The following is a 20,870-nucleotide window of genomic DNA, read 5'->3' as shown; positions in this document are numbered from 1 at the left end:
GCGTTGTTCGGGGAGACTGAGGGAGCCGCAAGGCTCCCTTTTTTATTGTCTGCAATCCAGACGGGGAAGGGACGTAAAAAGACGGGAACGCGCTAACGTTCCCGCCAGAGAGGCATCAGAAACGGTAGTTCGCGGTCACCGAGACGTTACGCGGCGCGCCGTAAACCCCATAGGTGTCCAGATAGTCGTAATACTCTTTATCAAAGACGTTGTTCAGGTTGGCCTGAACGGCAAAGTCTTTTGTCACCTGATAACGGGTAAATACATCCACCACCGCATAACCGTTCTGGGATACGCGCGAAACGCCATTCGGACCGTTGTCGATAAGGTTCCAGGTTTTATTCTGCCAGCGAACGCCACCGCCTACCGCTAACTCAGGCAGCATCGGCAGCTGATAGCGGGTAAACAGTTTAGCGGTAGTACGCGGCTGGGACGGGTTCACCGCATCGCCGTTTTCGTCTTCGGCGATATAGCGGCTGGCGCCAAAGGTTAACTGCCAGTTATCCGTCAGCGCGCCGTTCAGTTCAAACTCCACGCCTTTGCTGACCGTACCGTCCACGGATTTGTACGCGGTTTGCCCGCCGGAACCGGGAATGGCCTGACCAGTGGATACCGCGACCTTATCCTGCTCGGTACGGAATACCGACAGAGAAGCCGTCAGGCGCGTGTTGTCCCAGTCCCCTTTGATGCCCGCTTCATAGCTTTTACCGGTAGTAGGATCGAGGAATTCGCTATTGGCGTCACGTTGGCCGCTCGGCTGGAAGATTGAGGTATAGCTGGTATACGCCGACCAGGTATCGTTAATGTCGTAAATCAGGCCCGCATACGGCGTGACATCGTCGAATTGGGTGTGACGAATTTCGTCGGGTTTACGCTCCAGGTTGTACTTCGCGCTCCACTCGGTATAACGCGCGCCCAGAATCAGGTGCAGCGGGTCGGCAAGCGACAGGCGGGTTGCTGCGTACACGGCTTTTTGGCGGATCACGTCGCGCTGGTAAAGCGCCCACGGTGACCATTGCGGATCGGCCAGGCTGCCGTTGTAGTCATAAATACTGCCCACGTCCATCAGACCGTAATTGTCGTTAACCGGGAACGAGTTATCGTAATTATTACGCTGGCGGCTATAGCTGCCGCCAAACATGACTTCATGCTGGCGCCCAAACAGGTCGTAACCACCGCGAACAAAAGCATCAACAGAATCCTGCTTACGCTCGCCACGGTTCCAGCCGCCCCATGCGCCCTGGAATTGCGATGCGTCATACAGACCCGTGGCTTTGTCCGGGTAGCCGTCGATATACATCAGCTTGCCGTCAAAATTGGTTTCGGCATGCATGGCGTTAATCTTCGCTTCCCAACCGTCGCCAAAACGTTGGGTCAGGTTTGCAAAGACTTTGGAAGAATCGCCATTGGAATAAGCCCAGTCGGCAGCCGTGTTGAAACCACGACGAAAATCAGTGCGGCTACCGTCGCTGAATAATGACGGGAAACCGCCCCACGTCGGGCTATCTTCTTCATTTTCCTGATAGTCGTAACCCAGATAGAGCGTGGTAGAGTCGGTGATATCTGCATCAACCACCCCATAAACGAACTTTTTACGGTAGTGGTTACGCTCCAGCCAGGAGTCATTATCCTGATAACCGGCGATCACGCGTCCACGTACCGCACCCGACTCGGTCAGGGGTGCCTGAAGGTCCATCACATAGCGCTGTTTATCCCAGCTGCCGTAAGTCGCGGAAACCGAGCCTTTGAATTCTTTGCTGTCGGCATGCTTACGGACCATATTGACATAAGCAGAAGGGTTGCCCGTACCGCTCATCAGGCCAGCCGCGCCGCGCACCACTTCAATTTTTTCAAAAATGGCCGTGTCGCCTGCGGTATCGCCAAAGTTCCAGCGGTTATCCAGGAAAGTCGGCATATCTTCATACGCAAAGTTGCTGATGAAGAAGCCACGTGCGAAGAAGTTAGTTCGATGGCTGTCAATACGCGAAGCGCTGACTCCGATGGTGTTATCCAGCACTTCACCGATGGTGTTGAGTTCCTGATCCTGCATACGCTGCTGACTGATCACACTGACAGACTGCGGAATATCGCGCGGAACCAGCAGCAGTTTGGTGCCGGTCGTCGTGGTTTTCACGCTGTAGTCCTGGCTCTCTTCAGCCTGCGCGTTATCAGCAGAGGCTTCTACCAGTACGGTATCTTCTGGTTGCGGCGCAGCGAACGCGCTGCTCACCGGCAGGGCGGCACAAATGCACATCGCCAGTAGCGAGCGGTGCGGCGGAACATTTTTCCTGGTATCAACAACAAAAGACATGATTAACCCTTAATAAAAGACGCAAATTTTGCTGCGCGGCCCGGTTTTTATGAGGGCGCGTAGCTGTTGTGGGTGGTGGATATTTCAGAGATACGAATAAAAATGAGAACTATATGCATTTGAGTTGTTGATGTAAACAAATGTAAGAGAGAAACTGAAACAGGATTCCATAAACAGTGATAACGATCGCGCTGAAGGCCTGGCCCGTTAACGTCATTGATCCCGCCATATCACTAATCCACCATATAAACAGTCGGCTACACGCCGGAAACCGGTGTGATCCATGGCTGGACGTGGGGCGTTTTTTTTCGCGTAGTGGTTATCAGCAGGGGGTGGGTCTACAGTGAATAGGTCTGTCCACAGCGAGAGAGAACAAAGATGAAAGTTTCAGGTTATGCAGCGCTTTCCCCCACTGAACCGTTAGCGCCTTTCCAGGTTGAACGCCGTACCCCGCGCCCCGATGACGTGACGCTGGAGATCCTTTATTGCGGCGTGTGTCACTCCGATCTCCATCAGGCCCGTAACGACTGGGGCTTCAGTCAGTATCCGCTGGTGCCAGGCCATGAAATCATTGGCCGTGTTACGGCGGTGGGCGACAAGGTGACCAAATTTAAACCCGGCGATCTGGCGGGCATCGGCTGTATGGTCGATTCGTGTCGCGAGTGCCACCCCTGCAAACAAGGGCTGGAGCAGTACTGCGAAGAAGGCAATATCCAGACTTATAACGGTCAGGATCGCGTCGATCATCGTCCCACGTTTGGCGGCTACTCGCAGGCCATTCTGGCCAGCGAAGATTTTGTGCTGCGCATCCCGGAAGGCCTGGATTTAGAAGGCGCCGCGCCGCTGTTGTGCGCGGGCATCACTACCTGGTCGCCGCTCAAACGCTGGAATATCGGCGAGGGCAGTAAAGTGGCGGTGGTCGGCCTGGGCGGATTAGGGCATATGGCGCTCAAGCTGGCGAACGGGCTGGGCGCGGAGGTCACGCTGTTTACCCGCTCGCCGGGCAAGGAAGAGGATGCGCGTCGGCTCGGAGCCCATCACGTGATTATTTCTACCGATCCGTCGCATATGGAACAGGTGAAAAACCAGTTCGACCTGATTATCGACACCGTGCCCTATACCCATGACATTAATCCCTATCTGCCGACGCTGACCCTCGACGGCACGCTGGTGTTTGTCGGCCTGCTGGGCGAACTGCAACCCTACGTCAACACTGTGCCGTTGATCCTGGGCCGCCGTTCCGTAGCGGGGTCGTGCATAGGCGGGATAGCGGAAACCCAGGAGATGCTCGACTTCTGCGCGCAGAAAGGCATCGTTTCCGATGTGGAAGTGATTAAAATCCAGGAGATCAACGAGGCTTACGAGCGGATGTTGAAAAGCGACGTAAAATACCGCTTCGTCATCGATATGGCCTCTCTCACGGCGTAATCAGGCGGTTTGTTTTGCTGGCGCGCCGGCGAAACAAACCGATGTCCCCCACTGAATAGCACGCAACCCATTGATTAAAACCAGTGTTTCATTTGTGGCAATCAATGGGAGTGATATACTGAATGCACAGATGCTTACTCGTTTACTGCGCTTAATACCGCCGCAGCGTTAAATAAGGATACGGTCATGGCTGAAGAAACTATTTTTAGCAAAATCATTCGTCGCGAGATCCCAGCCGACGTCGTGTTTCAGGATGAGCTGGTTACCGCGTTCCGCGATATCTCTCCGCAAGCGCCGACCCATATCTTAATCGTCCCCAATATTCTGATCCCTACCGTCAATGACGTCACGGCGGAACATGAGCAGGCGCTGGGCCGGATGCTGACCGTGGCGGCGAAAATCGCCGAGCAGGAAGGCATCGCCGAAGACGGCTACCGCCTGATCATGAACTGCAATCGCCACGGCGGGCAGGAGGTTTACCACATCCATATGCACCTGCTGGGCGGACGTGCGCTGGGGCCGATGCTCTCCCATAAAGGGCTGTAATATGAAACGTGCGTGCCTTCTTGCATTGTGTTCTCTGATGGTGCTGGCAGGGTGCAGCTCGCGCCCGGAAATTCCGGTGAACGACAGGCAAACGCTGGTGATGGAGACGTCGGTGATGGCGGCAGGTGTGATGGCTGAAAAACCAGAATTATCCAGTCAATCCGGCAAGCTCGTCGCCACCAGTACGCTTTACAATGAAAAGGATGTGCCCGTAACGCTGAACTATCAATTTTACTGGTACGAAGAGAGCGGGCTGGAATTGCATCCACTGGATAAGTCCGCCACGGTAATTATACCTGCGCACAGCCGTACCGTGCTGAATGCGGCGTCGCCATTTCTGGGCGCCAGCCAGGTTCGACTCTATCTCTGGTTATAAGGGGTGATATTAATGAGGGCAATGCCTCGTTTTTGGCTGCTGGCGACAGTAGCGTTAATACTTTCCGGGTGTGTAATGCGTGGGCAACAGGAGCCAGCGCCAGTGGATCAAGCCACACCTGCACCGCAGCAACCGGTGCCGGCGCCTGAGCCGGTGCCAACCGTGCCGTCGGTGCCTTCAGTGCCGTCGCAGCCGGGCCCGATTGAACATCAGGAACCAACGCCCGCCGAGCCGAAAGTGCGTCAGTATGACTGGAGCGGCGCGGTGCAGCCAATGGTCGGCAAGATGTTGCAGGCGGGCGGCGTGAATGCGGGCAGCGTGCTGCTGGTGGATTCGGTCAACAACCGCACTAACGGTTCGCTGCAAACCGGTCCGGCCACCGAAGCGTTGCGCAATGCGCTGGCGAACAACAACACCTTCACGCTGGTGTCCGCGCAGCAGCTGTCGATGGCGAAGCAGCAGCTTGGCCTCTCTCCGCAGGACAGCTTAGGAACGCGCAGTAAGGCGATCGGCATTGCCCGTAACGTTGGCGCGCACTATGTGCTGTATACCAGCGCCAGCGGCAATGTCGGCGCGCCAACCCTGCAAATGCAACTGATGCTGGTGCAAACCGGCGAAATTATCTGGTCAGGTAAAGGTGCGGTTTCCCAAATCCAGTGATGCGGCATTAAACGCACTGCTACAATCCCGGTTTCCGGCGGCTCAGGCCGCCGGTTCTGTTTCTCCGCTTCCCGGCTCCAGCGGCCAGAGCCTGCGTCTCGAATGGGCTGGCGTCCCGGTGGTTGCCCGGCGCGATGTCGGTAACCTGCAATCCGGCGTCAGCCTGCGTCGCCACTATCGCGCGCTCAGGCGTCTCGCGCCCGGTCTCGGGCCAAAACCTTATGCGCTGGGCGACGGCTGGCTGATCAGCGAATTTATTGCCGGCGATGTGGTCGAAACCGTACCGGATGCGGGTGAGCTGGCCGCGCTGCTGTATACTCTCCATCATCAAAGACGATTCGGCTGGCGTATTCAGCTGTTACCGCTGCTAATGTGCTACTGGCAGCAGAGCGATCCGGCCCGACGCACGCCGCTATGGTTGCGCACTTTGCAACGGCTGCGCGCGCAGGGCGAACCGCGCCCGCTGCGCCTCGCGCCGCTGCATATGGATCTCCATGCGGGTAATATGGTACGTAGCGCAGGCCAGCTACGGCTGATCGACTGGGAATACGCCGGAGACGGCGATGTGGCGCTGGAAATCGCCGCCGCCAGTCTGGATGAAAACGAACGGCAAACATTAATCGGCGACTATGCGCAGCGCGCCGCGCTTGACCCGCAGCAGCTGGTGTTACAGGTTGCGCGCTGGCAGCCCTGGACCGTCGCCCTGATGGCGGGCTGGTACGAGCGCCATTTCTGGCAAACGCGCGATAGCCAGTTTATTACACTTGCCAATGACGCCTGGAACAGGCTTAAGACTAATTAACCGGAGGTTGATGTGGGACCAGTAATGCTGGATGTGGCGGGCTTCGAGCTGGATGCCGAAGAGCGCGAGATGTTAAACCATCCGCTGGTGGGCGGACTGATCCTGTTTACCCGCAATTACCACGATCCGGCGCAGTTGCGCGAACTGGTGCGGCAAATCCGCGCGGCGTCCCGCCATCGTCTGGTGGTGGCGGTGGACCAGGAGGGCGGGCGCGTCCAGCGGTTTCGCGAAGGTTTTACCCGCTTGCCCGCGGCGCAATCCTTCGCAGAACTGTACGGCGAAGAAGAGGGCGCGAAACGGGCGTTTGACGCCGGATGGCTGATGGCCAGCGAAATGATCGCCATGGATATCGATATCAGCTTCGCGCCGGTGCTCGATCTCGGTCACCTCAGCGCCGCCATCGGCGAGCGTTCATTTCATGCCGATCCGGCGATTGCCCTGCGTGTCGCGGAGCAGTTTATCGACGGGATGCACAGCGCCGGGATGAAAACCACCGGCAAGCATTTCCCCGGCCACGGTGCGGTGCTGGCGGACTCGCATAAAGAGACGCCACGCGATCCGCGTCCGGAAGAGGAGATCCGCAGCCACGATATGTCGATCTTTAAAAACCTGATCCTTGATAACAAACTCGACGCCATCATGCCCGCCCATGTGATTTATCCGGAAGTAGATGACCGCCCGGCCAGCGGCTCGCCGCACTGGTTGAAAACGGTGCTGCGCGGCGAATTAGGCTTTGATGGGGTGATTTTCTCCGACGATCTCTCTATGGAGGGCGCGGCAATTATGGGCAGCTATGCCGTGCGCGGTCAGGCCTCGCTGGATGCAGGCTGTGACATGATCCTGGTTTGTAATAATCGTGAAGGCGCGGTTAGCGTGTTAGATAACCTGTCGCCGATCAATGCGGAACGTGTTACGCATTTGTATCATAAAGGTTCATTTTCGCGCAGCGAACTGCTTGCCTCAGCGCGCTGGAAGCAGGTGAATCGCGCGCTGGAAGCGCAGCATGAGCGCTGGCAGGCCCATAAAGCAGGGCTGTGATCGTTTATCGGTAAGCGGCAGGGTGAGGTCACGATGATAATTTATTTACACGGTTTCGACTCCAGCAGTCCGGGTAACCATGAAAAAGTGTTGCAACTGCAATTTATCGATCCGGACGTGCGGCTGATCAGCTACAGCACGCTGCACCCCAAACACGACATGCAACATCTGCTGCGTGAAGTGGACAAGATGCTACAGTTAAATGCGGATGAGCGGCCGCTGATTTGCGGCGTCGGGCTTGGCGGGTACTGGGCCGAGCGGGTGGGGTTCCTGTGCGATATCCGCCAGGCCATTTTCAACCCGAATCTGTTCCCCTATGAAAATATGGAAGGGAAGATCGACCGCCCGGAAGAGTACCAGGACATCGCCACCAAATGCGTGGAAAACTTCCGGGAGAAAAACCGTGACCGCTGTCTGGTGTTGTTATCCCGTAATGACGAAGCGCTCGACAGCCAGCGTTCGGCCCAGGTGCTGCTTCCGTATTACGAAATCGTCTGGGACGAGCAGCAGACCCACAAGTTTAAAAACATTTCGCCCCATTTGCAGCGCATCAAGGCGTTTAAAACCCTCGGATAAGCAATGAAGCGGTCAAAAATGTTAACGGGTCAGCCATGTGCTGGCCCTTTTTGTTGAAGTTTTCGGCAGAAAAATTGATTCATATCAAATTTGGTATGACCATTGACCCGTTCATGTTATTCTTTGGTCAACAGGATGAAGAAACGCGGGTAACTCTTTGTTAATTAAAAGCTATTTATATAACTTTTAGTTAACAATTGGTTAATAATTTAAGGGGGTCACGTTGACTACGCCATTGAAAAAGATTGTGATTGTCGGCGGCGGTGCTGGCGGGCTGGAGCTGGCGACGCAGCTGGGTAAAAAGCTGGGTCGCAGTAAAAAAGCCAAAATCACCCTGGTTGATCGCAATCACAGCCATCTGTGGAAACCGCTGCTGCACGAAGTGGCTACCGGCTCCCTCGACGAAGGCGTGGATGCGCTGAGCTATCTGGCTCACGCGCGAAACCATCATTTCCAGTTCCAGCTGGGTTCGGTGGTAGACATCAATCGCGAAAACAAAACCATCACCCTGGCGGAGCTGCGCGATGAGAAGGGCGAACTGCTGGTGCCGGAGCGCAAACTGGCTTATGACACGCTGGTGATGGCGCTGGGCAGCACCTCGAATGACTTCAACACGCCGGGCGTGAAAGAGCACTGCATTTTCCTGGATAACCCGCACCAGGCGCGGCGTTTCCATCAGGAAATGCTTAACCTGTTCCTGAAATACTCTTCCAACCTTGGCGCCAGCGGCAAAGTGAATATCGCGATTGTCGGCGGCGGGGCGACGGGCGTTGAGCTGTCTGCCGAGCTGCATAACGCGGTGAAGCAGTTGCACAGCTACGGTTACAAGGGCTTAACCAACGAGGCGCTTAACGTCACGCTGGTAGAAGCGGGTGAACGCATCCTTCCGGCGCTGCCGCCGCGCATTTCCAGCGCCGCGCACAGCGAACTCACCAAACTCGGCGTGCGCGTGTTGACCCACACCATGGTGACCAGCGCGGAAGCCAACGGCCTGAATACCAAAGACGGCGAGTTTATCAAGGCGGATCTGATGGTCTGGGCCGCAGGCATCAAAGCGCCGGACTTTATGAAGGATATCGGCGGGCTGGAAACCAACCGTATCAATCAGCTGGTGGTTGAGCCGACATTGCAAACCACGCGTGACGCGGATATTTTCGCCATTGGCGACTGTGCCTCCTGCGCCCGTCCGGAAGGCGGATTCGTCCCGCCGCGCGCCCAGGCAGCGCACCAGATGGCCTCCCTGGCGCTGGACAACATTCTGGCGCAGTACAAGGGTAAGCCGCTTAAAAACTACGTCTATAAAGACCACGGTTCGCTGGTGTCGCTGTCTAATTACTCCACCGTGGGCAGCCTGATGGGTAACCTGATGCGCGGCTCAATGATGGTGGAAGGGCGTATCGCGCGCTTCGTGTACATTTCTCTGTACCGTATGCACCAGATTGCCCTGCACGGTTACATCAAAACCGGCCTGATGATGCTGGTAGGCAGTATTAACCGGGTGATTCGCCCGCGCCTGAAGCTGCATTAATCCTTCTTACCCTCCCGCATATCGCGGGAGGTTTTTCGCATAAATCAGCGCAGTTTCGCTTAAGTCACATCGGACTCCTCTGAAACCCCCGTCTTGCGCCGATTAATCCCCAATTTTACGCCTTCGTCTGATGTTTTCTCCTTACATCCGGTTGCACAATTGTTATGAATAACACAGCCAGGAGGATGTCCTGTGAACAAATCAATGTTAGCGGGTATAGGGATTGGCGTCGCAGCCGCGCTGGGTGTGGCTGCAGTAGCCAGCTTAAATGTATTCAATCCTGCGCCAAAGTACGCGCAGGTGGTTTCCGCCACGCCGATAAAGGAAACGGTTAAAACGCCGCGTAAGGAGTGTCGCAACGTCACCGTGACGCACCGTCGTCCGGTGCAGGATGAAAACCGTCTTGCCGGGTCGGTACTGGGCGCGGTGGCCGGCGGCGTGATTGGCCATCAGTTCGGCGGTGGACGCGGCAAAGACATCGCCACGGTTGCGGGCGCACTGGGCGGCGGCTATGCGGGTAACCAGATCCAGGGTGCCATGCAGGAGCGCGACACCTACACCACCACGCAACAGCGTTGCCAGACGGTCTATGACAAGTCCGAGAAGATGATCGGCTATGACGTCACCTACAAAATCGGCGATCAGCAGGGCAAAATCCGCATGGATAAACAACCCGGCGAAACCATCCCGCTGGACAGCAACGGCCAGCTGATTTTGAATAACAACGCGTAAAACAGACGTACATATTGATTAGCCCCTCTGGCGCTCAGGCGGAGGGGCTTTTTTTGCCTGCTGGAGAAAATGGCGTGACGCACTTTGCCCACTCGCGAAAGCCACACGCTTTCATTCGCGATGTCGCCTGCAGCGCGCAGTGAACAAAGTGGTGACGAAAACGCCTGAGAAGCATCAGGCTGGTCTAGATGATGTTATGTTGTCTGATTAACAATAAGCCGGTGATCAGAACCGACACAAAGGCGAAAAGTACCGTACCGCCCAATAACACCCAGAGACCGCACAACACCGTAATGACTATTAACACTTTCAGTAAAGGTAATAGCATGATCATATTATTTTCCTTCTGCAGGTGTAGCCAGATGGTGGAACACACTCCTGTTTTATCGTGTTGCAGTGCTCAAATCGAAAAATCCATGTGAATTCGTCGTCCTGTCGGGATGTTCTCCTCTGTAAAGCTGTGTCAACGCTAATCATTAGCTAACGAATAATCCGTGTTGATGCTAAAAATTCTAGTCACACCCGGTAATATATTTATAAGCTTTCACCTATCGTTGATATAGGTCTTGCCTATCACAGAGGCGGGGCGAGAAAAGTTGAGACATTACGCAAGGTTATAGCCCACCCGCGCACTCAATAAAAAACCTGGCGCGACAGAGCGTCAACGCCAGGTTTAATGGAAGAATAAATTTACAGCGTATTCATACGCGGCGGGCAGCGATCCAGCAGTTCCACGCTTCCGTCTTCATTTTGCTGCTCAAGCATCACGTCGAATCCCCACAGGCGGTGCACATGCTTCAGCACTTCCCGGCGGCCTTTATCCAGCGGTGCGCGGTTATGCGGAATATAACGCAGGGTTAACGAACGATCGCCGCGCAGATCCACATTCCACACCTGAATATTCGGTTCCAGATTGCTCAGGTTGTACTGGGACGAAAGCTTATTGCGAATTTCGCGGTAGCCCTCTTCATTGTGGATGGCGGAAATTTCCAGATAGTTATTGCGATCGTCATCCAGCACAGTAAACAGGCGGAAATCGCGCATCACTTTCGGCGACAGGAACTGGCTGATAAAGCTCTCGTCTTTGAAATCGCGCATCGCGAAGTGCAGCGTATCCAGCCAGTCCGCGCCGGCGATATCCGGGAACCAGTAGCGGTCTTCTTCGGTCGGCGACTGGCAGATCCGCTTGATATCCTGGAACATGGCAAAGCCCAGCGCATACGGGTTAATGCCGTTATACCAGGGGCTGTTATAGGGCGGCTGAAACACCACATTAGTATGGCTGTGCAGGAATTCCAGCATAAAGCGTTCGGTCACTTTCCCTTCATCATAAAGATGATTCAGGATGGTGTAGTGCCAGAACGTTGCCCAGCCTTCGTTCATCACCTGGGTCTGTTTCTGCGGATAAAAATACTGGCTGACCTTACGCACGATGCGCAAAATTTCACGCTGCCACGGCTCCAGCAACGGCGCGTTTTTTTCCATAAAATAGAGCAGGTTTTCCTGTGGCTCGGAAGGGTAGCGGCGTGCGGCTTCCACCGTTTTTTCCTCTTCCCGGCGCGGCAGGGTGCGCCACAGCATATTCACCTGGCTTTGCAGATACTCCTCGCGGCTTTTCTGGCGCGCTTTCTCCTCCTGGAGCGAAATCTTCTGCGGGCGTTTGTAGCGGTCCACGCCGTAATTCATCAGGGCATGGCAGGAGTCCAGCAGCCGCTCCACTTCATCCACGCCATAGCGTTCTTCGCACTCGGTGATATAACCGCGAGCAAAGATCAGGTAATCGACAATCGAGCTGGCATCGGTCCAGCTGCGGAACAAATAGTTATTTTTGAAGAACGAGTTATGCCCGTAGCAGGCGTGGGCCATTACCAGCGCCTGCATGGTAATGGTGTTCTCTTCCATCAAATAGGCGATACAGGGGTTGGAGTTAATAACGATTTCATAAGCCAGCCCCTGCTGACCGTGCTTATACAGCCTTTCGGTCTCGATGAACTTTTTACCAAACGACCAGTGCGGATAGTTAATCGGCATCCCGATGCTGGAATAGGCGTCCATCATTTGTTCGGAGGTGATGACTTCAATTTGATGCGGGTAGGTGTCGAGCCGGTACAGCTTCGCCACTCTGTCAATTTCAGCGAGATAGATATCCAGCAGATCGAACGTCCAGTCTGGCCCATCGCTCAGGCGACGGGAATCCCTTGTTTCGGAATCAATAATAGCCATCAGCGCGCCCTCATTGTTGGCGGAACCCTCTGCACGGGGAACCTTACCTACAAAGCATAGAACACAGCGGAAAAATCCGTGGCTTAACGAAATTTTTTTCTCCGCGATTTAGTGATCCGGAACAGGGGATTTGCCGCCGGGCATCAGCATTTTATCTTGCAGAATTTTACGCCAGAGCAGGAGATGCTATTTTCCAGCATCCTGTGCTGGCTGAGCAAGATGTGAGGTTAGTCACCATAAAAAAAGCCTATGTTGAATAATATTTTCTTCTGAGTTATCAATTTGTAATCAGAAGATTATTCTTTCGGTTAAATCGGAGTGGATATGCGAGTCGTTGTGCTGGGAAGTGGCGTGGTGGGCGTGACCAGCGCCTGGTATTTACGTCAGCAGGGTCATGACGTCACCGTCATCGACAGAGAGCCGGATGCGGCGCTGGAAACCAGCGCGGCCAACGCCGGGCAAATCTCGCCGGGTTACGCCGCCCCCTGGGCCGCGCCGGGCGTCCCATTGAAAGCGATCAAATGGATGTTCCAGCGCCATGCGCCGCTGGCGATCAGCCTTGACGGCTCCAGCTTTCAGCTTAAATGGATGTGGCAGATGTTGCGTAACTGCGATACCCGCCACTACATGGAAAATAAAGGCCGCATGGTGCGTCTGGCGGAATACAGCCGCGACTGCCTGAAAGAACTGCGCGCCAGTACCGGCATCGCCTATGAAGGGCGGCAGGGCGGCACGCTGCAACTGTTTCGCACTGAACAGCAGTATCAAAGCGCGGCAAAGGATATTGCGGTGCTGGAAGAGGCGGGCGTGCCGTATCAACTGCTGGAATCCCATCGGCTGGCGGAAGTGGAACCGGCGCTGGCGGACGTGGCGCACAAGCTGACCGGCGGTTTACAGCTGCCGAACGATGAAACCGGCGATTGTCAGCTGTTCACCCAGCGGCTGGCGCGCATGGCCGCCGACGCGGGCGTGGTGTTCCGCTACAACACCCCGGTAGACAGCTTGTTGTATGAAGGCAACCAGATTTACGGCGTTAAGTGCGGCCAGGAAGTGGTCAAAGCCGACGCCTACGTTATGGCCTTTGGCTCGTATTCCACCGCAATGCTCAGGGGCATTGTCGATATTCCGGTCTATCCTTTGAAGGGCTACTCTCTGACGATCCCTATCGCCGAAGAGAGCGGGGCGCCGATGTCGACGGTTCTCGATGAGACGTACAAAATCGCCATTACCCGCTTTGATTCCCGTATCCGGGTCGGCGGCATGGCGGAGATTGTCGGCTTCAATACCGCGCTGCTGCAACCGCGCCGCGAAACCCTCGAAATGGTGGTGCGCGATCTCTATCCGCGCGGCGGGCACGTAGAGCAGGCCACGTTCTGGACCGGGCTGCGGCCCATGACGCCGGACGGCACGCCGATTGTCGGGCGTACCCCGTATAAGAATTTATGGCTGAACACCGGGCATGGCACCCTGGGCTGGACCATGGCCTGCGGCTCCGGCCAGTTGATCAGCGATCTGATTTCCGGGCGCACCCCGGCGATTCCTTTTGACGATCTTGGCGTGGCGCGTTACTCCTCCGGATTCCGCCCCACGTCATCCCATCGTTTACACGGGGCGCACCAATAACACAGGAGTTGTCATGGCTCGTCCAATTGTCGCGCGTCTCGACTTGCAAGCATTGCGGCAAAATCTTCAGGTGGTGCGCTCAGCCGCACCCCATTCCCGGGTGTGGTCGGTGGTTAAAGCGAATGCCTATGGACACGGTCTTGACCGCGTCTGGTCAGGCCTGTCCGGCACAGACGGTTTCGCGATGCTCAATATTGAAGAGGCGATTTTACTGCGTGAGCGCGGCTGGAAAGGTCCGATTCTGATGCTGGAAGGGTTTTCCATGCCGATGAGCTGGCGCTGTTTGACCGCTACCGTTTAACCACCAGCCTGCACAGTAACTGGCAGGTGAAAGTGTTAGCCAATGCCCGGTTGAATGCGCCCATCGACGTGTATCTTAAAATCAACAGCGGGATGAACCGGCTGGGCTTTACGCCGGATCGGGTGCAGACGGTATGGCGGCAGTTGCGCGAGCTGAAAAACGTCGGCCAGTTGACCCTGATGGCGCATTTCGCCGACGCCGAACACCCGGAGGGCATTGCCGAACCGCTGGCGCGCATCGAGCAGGCGGCAGAAGGGCTGGACAGCCCGCGCTCGCTGGCCAACTCCGCCGCCACGTTATGGCACCCGGAAAGCCATTTCGACTGGGTGCGCCCGGGGATCGTGCTGTATGGCGCATCGCCGAGCGGGCAGTGGCGCGATGTCGCCACCTCCGGCATTAAACCGGTGATGACCCTGAACAGTGAAATCATCGGCATTCAGAACCTGAAGGCCGGGGATACGGTGGGTTATGGCAGTCTTTACAAGGCCAGCGGCGAACAGCGTATCGGGGTGGTGGCCTGCGGCTACGCCGACGGCTATCCGCGCCAGGCGCCAACCGGTACGCCGGTCATGGTGGATGGCGTGCGCACCCAACTGGTGGGACGGGTGTCGATGGATATGCTGACGGTGGACCTAACCCCGTGCCCGCAGGCGGGCATCGGCAGTTCGGTGGAGCTGTGGGGCGACAACATTAAAATTGACGATGTCGCCGCGCCCTCGGGGACCGTCGGTTATGAGCTGATGTGCGCGCTTGCGCCGCGCGTGCCGGTGGCCATCTTATGACGAAGCAAAATTAAGCCTGGATACTCACTCGCCATCAATGTGAGCTTTTTAAACGGTAAACCTGACAGCAAGGTCAGGTTTACGGCTTTTAAGCATTAACGGGTTGTGTTTTTTGACATGCCTGCAAAATATTTTGACGTTCCGCCTCGCTGAGATCGAGCCGTTTTAAATGCTCATCTATGATCCAGACAAACGCTAACCCCTCTGCTGTTATGGCTAACGCGTGCTGATTATCTAACATTAAGGGTTCACCTTTAACAAATATAGATTTGAACTTTTTCTTACTCCCGGGGATGCGATAAGTGATGGTCTTATTTCCATACGCAACGTGACGAGAAAGGATCTCTACAATAACAGGCTGGCTCACCTGCTGTGAAAGCCGCTTAATATTGTTGCGAAGTTTAATATTTGAGAAAATAAGAAAAGGCCCTAATGCAATAAAGATGATGCCGACTAAGTAGGTCAACCACATAAGAATGATTCTGTCAGTGATATGATTGATAGCCAGATCGACGCTAATCATGTCTGGTTTGGAGGCTGAGCGAACGGGCGTGACGGAATAGTTGCCAAAACTAAAGTCTATAAATGCGATATCATAGGTACGGGTATTGCCACGTACATTTAAATGCGTGTCCTTGATGGTAATTTTACAGTGAGTAAGGATGACTCTGGTATTGCATTTACCCTGAATGGCGTCATCGCTTTGATAATGAGCGGCGTTTCCCCGCGGTGAAAAGGGCTCGAAGGGTTCGGCATCTTTAGCTATTTCCTGGTCATAGACAATATCCGCTTTTGTGGAATTACCTAACCAAAATAAACTCATGCTAATTAATATAAAGAGAAAAGTGAGGATTACAGACAAACCTATTGCGCTTCGCTCAGGTTTGGCTATTTTGATTGCTCGTGCCGGAAATGCCGATTTTATTGCGCGGATCATCATGAATCATCCTTGTAAATTAAAGAATAAAGCATGATGAACCCGCTTTGTGTCTGCAAGTCATCCTTTTATAATCAGAAATCACCCCGGGGTAATATTCTGTTATCTGTTTACTCTGTACATCCTCGCTTATTCCGCCTCCGGTTCCGGTACCCGCAGGCCCACCTTGCGGATCTGGTTATCCTCTTTCTCGGCCACGGTCCAGGTCATCCCGGCAAACTCAATCTGATCGCCCACCACGGGCGCAGCACCCAGTTGCGCCAGCATCATTTCGCCGATGGTTTGCTGGGCATCATCGGCGTCGTTGGCTTCCAGACCATAAATAAAGGCCACATCGGCGAATTTAGCGCTGGCTTCAAGGATAAAGTCGCCGAAGAAGCGCTGATCCAGTTCCACCGGCGGCGACTGGCTGAACAGCTTACCAAGCGCCGGTAAATCGCGTTCACGGCCAATCACGCACAGAATATCTCCTTCCTGAAGCCGGGTACTGCCATTGGGGTGCAGCAACTGATTATTGCGAAACAGCGCCGCGATGCGGGTCTCTTTCGGCATATGCAAATCACGCAGCGCCGCGCCCACGCACCATTTCTCTTCGCTGAGCTGATACACAAACTGCTCCCACGGGTTTTCCGGATGGATATCCAGCCCGACGCGGGAAATCGGCACGCCCACCGGCGGCACCACCACTTTGGCTTTTTTGGCCGCCCAGCTCAGGGACGTGCCCTGCAACAACAGCGACACCAGCACCACAAAGAACGCCACGTTAAAGAACAGCCGCGAGTTCTCAAGGCCCGCCATCATCGGGAACACGGCGAGAATAATCGGCACCGCCCCGCGTAGCCCCACCCAGCTAATAAAGATCCGCTCGCGCAGATTAAAGCCGCGGAACGGCAGCAGGCCCAGGAACACCGATAGCGGACGGGCGAACAGGATCATCCACAGCGACAGCAGCAGCGCCGGAATAGCGATAGCCAGCAAATCCGACGGGTTGACCAGCAGGCCCAGCACCAGGAACATGCCGATTTGCGCCAGCCAGGCCAGGCCGTCAAAGTTTTGCAGGATGGCGTAGCGGTTGCGGATTGGGCGGTTGCCCAGCAGGAACCCGCACAGGTACACCGCCAGAATGCCGCTGCCGTCTATCGCGGTAGTAATGGCGAAGATCATGATGCCGCCGCTGAGCGCCAGCAGCGGATACAGCCCCTGGGGCATGGAAATACGGTTGATCATTTGCAACAGCAGGAAGCCGCCGCCGAGACCGATGATAATGCCGAGCCCGAACTGCTGGACGATTTCCCAGGCGAACATCCAGCTCAGCGTGCTGGTGTGGTGCTGGATCATTTCAATCAGGGTGATGGTCAGGAACACCGCCATCGGGTCGTTGCTGCCGGATTCAATTTCCAGCGTCGCGCCCACACGCTCGTTCAGCCCCTTGCCGCCGAGCAGGGAAAACACCGCCGCCGCATCCGTCGAGCCGACAATCGCGCCAATCAGCAGGCCTTCCATAATCGGCAGGCCGAACAGCCACGCCGCCGCCATGCCGGTCAACCCCGAGGTGATCAACACCCCCACGGTCGCCAGCGACAGCGCCGGACCCAACGCCACGCGAAACGAACTCGCCTGGGTGCGCATCCCGCCATCCAGCAGGATCACCGCCAGCGCCAGGTTACTGATCAAATAGGCGAGAGGGTAGTTATCAAAAGGAATGCCGCCGACGCCGTCGATCCCCGCCAGCATGCCGATGGCCAGAAAGATAACCAGAATTGGGATACCGAGACGGGAAGAAAACGAACTTAATAAAATGCTACAGGTAACCAGCACCGAACCCAGAATAAACAGACTAAAAATCGCCCCGCCGTCCAACGTTATCGTTCTCCTTCATCATGCTGTTATCAGGGCGGCGTCACGCCGCCGGGTCTATTTTGGTATACCACAATTAGGCCGTGAATGAGGGACTAATTAACGATGCGAATGATTATTTCCGGAATTATTCACCACGGGATGACCTTTGACGGTGAGCGTTACCTGACTGGCGTCACAAATAAGGTTACCCGTCGCCCCCAGCGGCAGCGTCACGGTGCGCTGCTCATGGCCGAAATCCAGGCCGGTAATCACCGGGATCGCCAGACGCTGGCGCAGGGTCTCGACCATAACATCTAGATCGTAGCCGTTATCGTAATCGTTGGGTTTGCTGGCGCTGAAACTGCCGAGCACCAGCGCGCGCTGCTGGTTGAGGATCCCTGCCTGGTGCAGTTGCATCAGCATCCGCTCAATGCGGTACGGGTGTTCGTTAATGTCTTCGACGACCAGAATGCCGCCTTCAATATCCGGCATCCACGGGGTGCCCAGCAGCGAGCACAGCATTGCCAGGTTGCCGCCCCAGATTGTGCCGCGAGCCTGACAGTCTGGCGCGCTGGTTTGCCACTCCAGGGTAAATTCCGGTGAGGCTATGGCCTGCCAGAAGTGGTGCCACGTAAACGCGTTCATTTCCGGCGCGCCAAAATTGCCCGCCAGCATTGGCCCGCTGAAGGTGATGACATTTTCGGTGGCCAGCAGCTGTAGCTGCATGGCGGAAAAATCGCTGTGCCCGCAAATAACCAGCGGGTTGCGGCGCTGACGCGCGGCGATTGCGGAATAGTCTATATTTTCCAGCAAGCGCGTGACACCGTAACCGCCGCGCACCGCCAGCACGATATCGGAATTCGTTAATGTCGCCAGTTGATTAATATCGTAAAGGCGTGCCGCGTCATCCCCGGCAAACCGTTGAAAACGCCGGGAAATTACCGCCTGGTTGGTTACCTGATGGCCCGCTTCGGTAAGCCGTTGCACGCCGCGCTGCGCGGCTTCCTGTGCAACGCAATAACCGGAGGGAGCGATAAGATGGATGCGGGACATGGCATTTCCTTGCTGATTTATTACATAGAATGGTTATCATGCCGCTAACATTGAGGGTTGTCATCCGTCGAATGGTGGGTGAAGCACCCTCCCGGCGGGGTTTTGATGCCGGTTTGGCACAACAAAAAGGATAGTTTGCGTGAATTTTAAATGGCTGATTGTACTGGTCCTGTTTCTGGCAGGATGTTCCTCTACTCCCGACTATAAAAATCCACCGTGGAACCCCGAGGTTCCCGTCAAACGCGCCATGCAGTGGTATCCCATCAGCGAAAAGGCCGGTGCGGCCTGGGGCGTGAGCCCGCGTCTGATCACCGCCATCATTGCCATTGAATCCGGCGGCAATCCCAACGCGGTCAGTAAATCCAACGCCATCGGGCTGATGCAGCTCAAAGCTTCCACGTCCGGGCGCGATGTCTATCGCCACATGGGCTGGAGCGGGCAGCCGTCCGCCAGTGAATTGAAAAACCCCGAGCGTAATATCTCCATGGGAACGGCGTACCTGAGCATTCTCGAACACGGCGCACTCAAGGGCATTCAGGATCCTACGACCATGCAATACGCGCTGATGGTGTCGTATGCCAACGGCGCAGGCGCGCTGCTGCGCACCTTCTCGTCGGATCGCCGCAAGGCGATTGATAAGATTAACGATCTTAGTCCGGATGAATTTGTCGAGCATGTGCAAAAAAACCATCCGTCGCCGCAGGCCCCCCGCTATATCTGGAAAATGCAGCAGGCCATGAACGCGATGTGATCAGCGGACTTTATTTGCCTTTTCGCGCGCGATGCGCTCCAGCGCGAAGATAATCCGTTGCAGTTCCCGCTCCGCCGCCGGGTTGATGTTAAGAAAACGGAAACTCAGGCGGGGCGTCACAATCGTCTCGTTTTTACTGCTCACCGTCAGGCGTTCGGAAATGGTGATCAGCTGCATATCGAAGTGAAACGTTCCCCATTCGCCCAGTTCAATTTTCACCTGGGAAAACAGCTGCCCTTCCTGAAGCCCTTCGGGAACCGGGCCGTCAACCAGCGCGCCCATGCCGCCGAGGGATAAATCCGCCAGTCGAAAGCGAAAGGCGCTACCGCTGGTCAGCGTGGCTTCGCAGTAAAAAATCGGCGAAAGCGGGGCGGGGATGCGGAAATACTCGCGACGCTGCACAAACCACAGGGAGGGCGGAAGTTGGGTGACGAAGGCCGGAAGACGCTGATAATCGCCCGCTTTCAGTTGCGGTAAATTGAACTCAATCTTCGCGCCCTGGGTCTCGGCGGAAATCTGGATATCACTCGCTTCCTGCACCGATTTGTTTTCATGGCTCTGACTGCCGAAGTCCATCACCAGCTGGCTGGCATCCACATCGAGAATGCGGCTGATCAACTGCTGGTTGCCCCAGGAGATACGGATCGGCACGCGATTCTTATGCAAATCCCGTAAAACGCCCAACACGGCCAGCGGATGATGTTTCAGAAACTGCTCATTATAGGTACTCACGTCCCCGATCCCTGCTCTGTACAAAGTGATGGCAAGAATATCGGCAACGCGGCAAAAAAACTTAATACAAATTCCAGGGGGGAATCGGCAAAAAGACGATTAAGCGTGTGACCTTCCTCACCTTTTTCCAAAAGTTGCCTATACTTGAACTGTCTTTCACTAATAAGAGTACCCCGCCAGTGGCGGGTCATGTTTTCAGCGAAGAATAAGGAGCCACACGATGGGTATTTTGTCCTGGATTATTTTTGGATTGATAGCAGGTGTGATTGCCAAGTTCATTATGCCGGGCAGAGACGGGGGCGGATTTATCCTCACCTGTGTTCTCGGGATTGTGGGTGCGGTTGTGGGTGGTTGGCTGGCGACATTCTTCGGCATCGGCGGAGATGTTACGGGCTTTAACTTACAGAGTTTCCTGGTCGCGGTGGTGGGTGCCATCGTAGTGTTGTTGATTTTCCGCATGTTGCGGAGGGATTAACTTCAGGGGGCAGGTTTAAGGTTTTAGTCCTTAGACTTCAGAGTAAAGAGAAAACGGCCTTTTGGGCCGTTTTTTTTGGTTATAAGGTGGGGGGTGATGGAAGGGTTCCGTTCAGTGGAATTGTTCTGTTCAGTGGAATGGTTCCGTTCGCCCGGGC

At 55.4% G+C, this 20,870-nt stretch carries 18 protein-coding genes and 2 pseudogenes; 14 read left to right on the top strand and 6 right to left on the bottom strand.

The window, feature by feature from the left end:
* Positions 1–115: 115 nt before the first annotated feature.
* Positions 116–2,311 (bottom strand): ferric-rhodotorulic acid/ferric-coprogen receptor FhuE, encoded by a 2,196-nt coding sequence (gene fhuE, locus GV764_RS19445; RefSeq protein ID WP_161661540.1) that lies wholly within the window; start codon positions 2,309–2,311, stop codon positions 116–118.
* 378 nt (positions 2,312–2,689) lie between these two features.
* On the opposite strand from fhuE, the gene GV764_RS19440 reads away from it, so the two are divergent.
* The 9 genes from GV764_RS19440 (at position 2,690) to GV764_RS19400 (ending at position 9,997) form a co-directional block, all read left to right on the top strand.
* Complete coding sequence (locus GV764_RS19440) at positions 2,690–3,739, top strand: NAD(P)-dependent alcohol dehydrogenase (protein WP_161661539.1); 1,050 nt, start codon at positions 2,690–2,692, stop codon at positions 3,737–3,739.
* 186 nt (positions 3,740–3,925) lie between these two features.
* Positions 3,926–4,285, top strand: a complete 360-nt coding sequence (hinT, locus tag GV764_RS19435; RefSeq protein ID WP_125292095.1) for a purine nucleoside phosphoramidase — start codon at positions 3,926–3,928, stop codon at positions 4,283–4,285.
* A gap of 1 nt (position 4,286) precedes the next feature.
* Positions 4,287–4,661, top strand: a complete 375-nt coding sequence (locus tag GV764_RS19430; RefSeq protein ID WP_161661538.1) for a YcfL family putative periplasmic lipoprotein — start codon at positions 4,287–4,289, stop codon at positions 4,659–4,661.
* A gap of 12 nt (positions 4,662–4,673) precedes the next feature.
* Positions 4,674–5,321: a penicillin-binding protein activator LpoB gene (gene lpoB / locus GV764_RS19425; RefSeq protein ID WP_161661537.1), complete on the top strand. Its 648-nt coding sequence runs from the start codon at positions 4,674–4,676 to the stop codon at positions 5,319–5,321.
* Positions 5,299–6,123: a thiamine kinase gene (gene thiK / locus GV764_RS19420; RefSeq protein WP_161661536.1), complete on the top strand. Its 825-nt coding sequence runs from the start codon at positions 5,299–5,301 to the stop codon at positions 6,121–6,123. Before lpoB ends, thiK begins: the two co-directional genes overlap by 23 nt.
* A gap of 12 nt (positions 6,124–6,135) precedes the next feature.
* Positions 6,136–7,161, top strand: coding sequence for a beta-N-acetylhexosaminidase (nagZ, locus tag GV764_RS19415; RefSeq protein ID WP_161661535.1), 1,026 nt, complete (start codon positions 6,136–6,138; stop codon positions 7,159–7,161).
* A 33-nt stretch (positions 7,162–7,194) separates the two neighbouring features.
* Positions 7,195–7,737 carry an alpha/beta hydrolase YcfP gene (ycfP, locus tag GV764_RS19410; protein ID WP_161661534.1) on the top strand — a complete coding sequence of 181 codons (543 nt, stop codon included), beginning with the start codon at positions 7,195–7,197 and terminating at the stop codon, positions 7,735–7,737.
* A gap of 223 nt (positions 7,738–7,960) precedes the next feature.
* The gene (locus tag GV764_RS19405) at positions 7,961–9,265 is read left to right on the top strand and encodes an NAD(P)/FAD-dependent oxidoreductase (RefSeq protein WP_161661533.1); all 1,305 of its coding nucleotides are present in this window, start codon (positions 7,961–7,963) and stop codon (positions 9,263–9,265) included.
* A 192-nt stretch (positions 9,266–9,457) separates the two neighbouring features.
* A complete protein-coding gene (locus GV764_RS19400; protein ID WP_125292088.1) occupies positions 9,458–9,997 on the top strand; it encodes a glycine zipper 2TM domain-containing protein in 540 nt (179 codons plus the stop codon).
* A 690-nt stretch (positions 9,998–10,687) separates the two neighbouring features.
* Here GV764_RS19400 and GV764_RS19395 read toward each other — a convergent pair.
* Positions 10,688–12,220 carry a SpoVR family protein gene (locus GV764_RS19395; protein ID WP_161661532.1) on the bottom strand — a complete coding sequence of 511 codons (1,533 nt, stop codon included), beginning with the start codon at positions 12,218–12,220 and terminating at the stop codon, positions 10,688–10,690.
* A gap of 324 nt (positions 12,221–12,544) precedes the next feature.
* Between GV764_RS19395 and GV764_RS19390 the strand changes: the two genes are divergently transcribed.
* Complete coding sequence (locus tag GV764_RS19390) at positions 12,545–13,843, top strand: D-amino acid dehydrogenase (protein ID WP_161661531.1); 1,299 nt, start codon at positions 12,545–12,547, stop codon at positions 13,841–13,843.
* 13 nt (positions 13,844–13,856) lie between these two features.
* Positions 13,857–14,926 (top strand): annotated as a pseudogene (dadX, locus tag GV764_RS19385) (catabolic alanine racemase DadX).
* 88 nt (positions 14,927–15,014) lie between these two features.
* Here dadX and GV764_RS19380 read toward each other — a convergent pair.
* Entirely contained in the window at positions 15,015–15,866 is an 852-nt protein-coding gene (locus GV764_RS19380; RefSeq protein ID WP_161661530.1) for a hypothetical protein, read from the bottom strand.
* Between the two features lie 30 nt (positions 15,867–15,896).
* Between GV764_RS19380 and GV764_RS22430 the strand changes: the two are divergent.
* Positions 15,897–16,052 (top strand): annotated as a pseudogene (locus GV764_RS22430) (hypothetical protein); the annotation flags it as partial.
* Here the strand turns inward: GV764_RS22430 and GV764_RS19375 are convergent.
* Together GV764_RS19375 and ldcA are read right to left on the bottom strand one after the other, a co-directional pair.
* Complete coding sequence (locus GV764_RS19375; RefSeq protein WP_161661529.1) at positions 15,993–17,723, bottom strand: potassium/proton antiporter; 1,731 nt, start codon at positions 17,721–17,723, stop codon at positions 15,993–15,995. The pseudogene GV764_RS22430 and the gene GV764_RS19375 overlap by 60 nt on opposite strands.
* 96 nt (positions 17,724–17,819) lie before the next feature.
* Entirely contained in the window at positions 17,820–18,755 is a 936-nt protein-coding gene (gene ldcA / locus GV764_RS19370) for a muramoyltetrapeptide carboxypeptidase (RefSeq protein WP_161661528.1), read from the bottom strand.
* Between the two features lie 139 nt (positions 18,756–18,894).
* On the opposite strand from ldcA, the gene emtA reads away from it, so the two are divergent.
* Positions 18,895–19,506, top strand: a complete 612-nt coding sequence (emtA, locus tag GV764_RS19365) for a membrane-bound lytic murein transglycosylase EmtA (RefSeq protein ID WP_161661527.1) — start codon at positions 18,895–18,897, stop codon at positions 19,504–19,506.
* Here the strand turns inward: emtA and ycgR are convergent, their stop codons facing one another.
* Entirely contained in the window at positions 19,507–20,238 is a 732-nt protein-coding gene (ycgR, locus tag GV764_RS19360) for a flagellar brake protein YcgR (RefSeq protein ID WP_161661526.1), read from the bottom strand.
* 220 nt (positions 20,239–20,458) lie between these two features.
* On the opposite strand from ycgR, the gene GV764_RS19355 reads away from it, so the two are divergent.
* Positions 20,459–20,713 (top strand): GlsB/YeaQ/YmgE family stress response membrane protein, encoded by a 255-nt coding sequence (locus tag GV764_RS19355; RefSeq protein ID WP_125292080.1) that lies wholly within the window; start codon positions 20,459–20,461, stop codon positions 20,711–20,713.
* Positions 20,714–20,870 lie beyond the last annotated feature (157 nt).

Source organism: Atlantibacter hermannii (genome assembly GCF_009907385.1).
GTDB classification, from domain to species: Bacteria; Pseudomonadota; Gammaproteobacteria; order Enterobacterales; family Enterobacteriaceae; genus Atlantibacter; species Atlantibacter hermannii_A.
Note: the sequence above shows the minus strand (reverse complement) of the source record. Positions and strands in the feature narration are given on the sequence as shown.

Coding starts and splice junctions, on each gene's coding strand:
- GV764_RS19390 (WP_161661531.1), top strand. CDS start 12,545: ATGCGAGTCGTTGTGCTGGGAAGTGGCGTGGTGGGCGTGACCAGCGCC.
- GV764_RS19380 (WP_161661530.1), bottom strand. CDS start 15,866: ATGATGATCCGCGCAATAAAATCGGCATTTCCGGCACGAGCAATCAAA.
- GV764_RS19430 (WP_161661538.1), top strand. CDS start 4,287: ATGAAACGTGCGTGCCTTCTTGCATTGTGTTCTCTGATGGTGCTGGCA.
- hinT (WP_125292095.1), top strand. CDS start 3,926: ATGGCTGAAGAAACTATTTTTAGCAAAATCATTCGTCGCGAGATCCCA.
- fhuE (WP_161661540.1), bottom strand. CDS start 2,311: ATGTCTTTTGTTGTTGATACCAGGAAAAATGTTCCGCCGCACCGCTCG.
- GV764_RS19395 (WP_161661532.1), bottom strand. CDS start 12,220: ATGGCTATTATTGATTCCGAAACAAGGGATTCCCGTCGCCTGAGCGAT.
- ycfP (WP_161661534.1), top strand. CDS start 7,195: ATGATAATTTATTTACACGGTTTCGACTCCAGCAGTCCGGGTAACCAT.
- ldcA (WP_161661528.1), bottom strand. CDS start 18,755: ATGTCCCGCATCCATCTTATCGCTCCCTCCGGTTATTGCGTTGCACAG.
- lpoB (WP_161661537.1), top strand. CDS start 4,674: ATGAGGGCAATGCCTCGTTTTTGGCTGCTGGCGACAGTAGCGTTAATA.
- GV764_RS19440 (WP_161661539.1), top strand. CDS start 2,690: ATGAAAGTTTCAGGTTATGCAGCGCTTTCCCCCACTGAACCGTTAGCG.
- GV764_RS19355 (WP_125292080.1), top strand. CDS start 20,459: ATGGGTATTTTGTCCTGGATTATTTTTGGATTGATAGCAGGTGTGATT.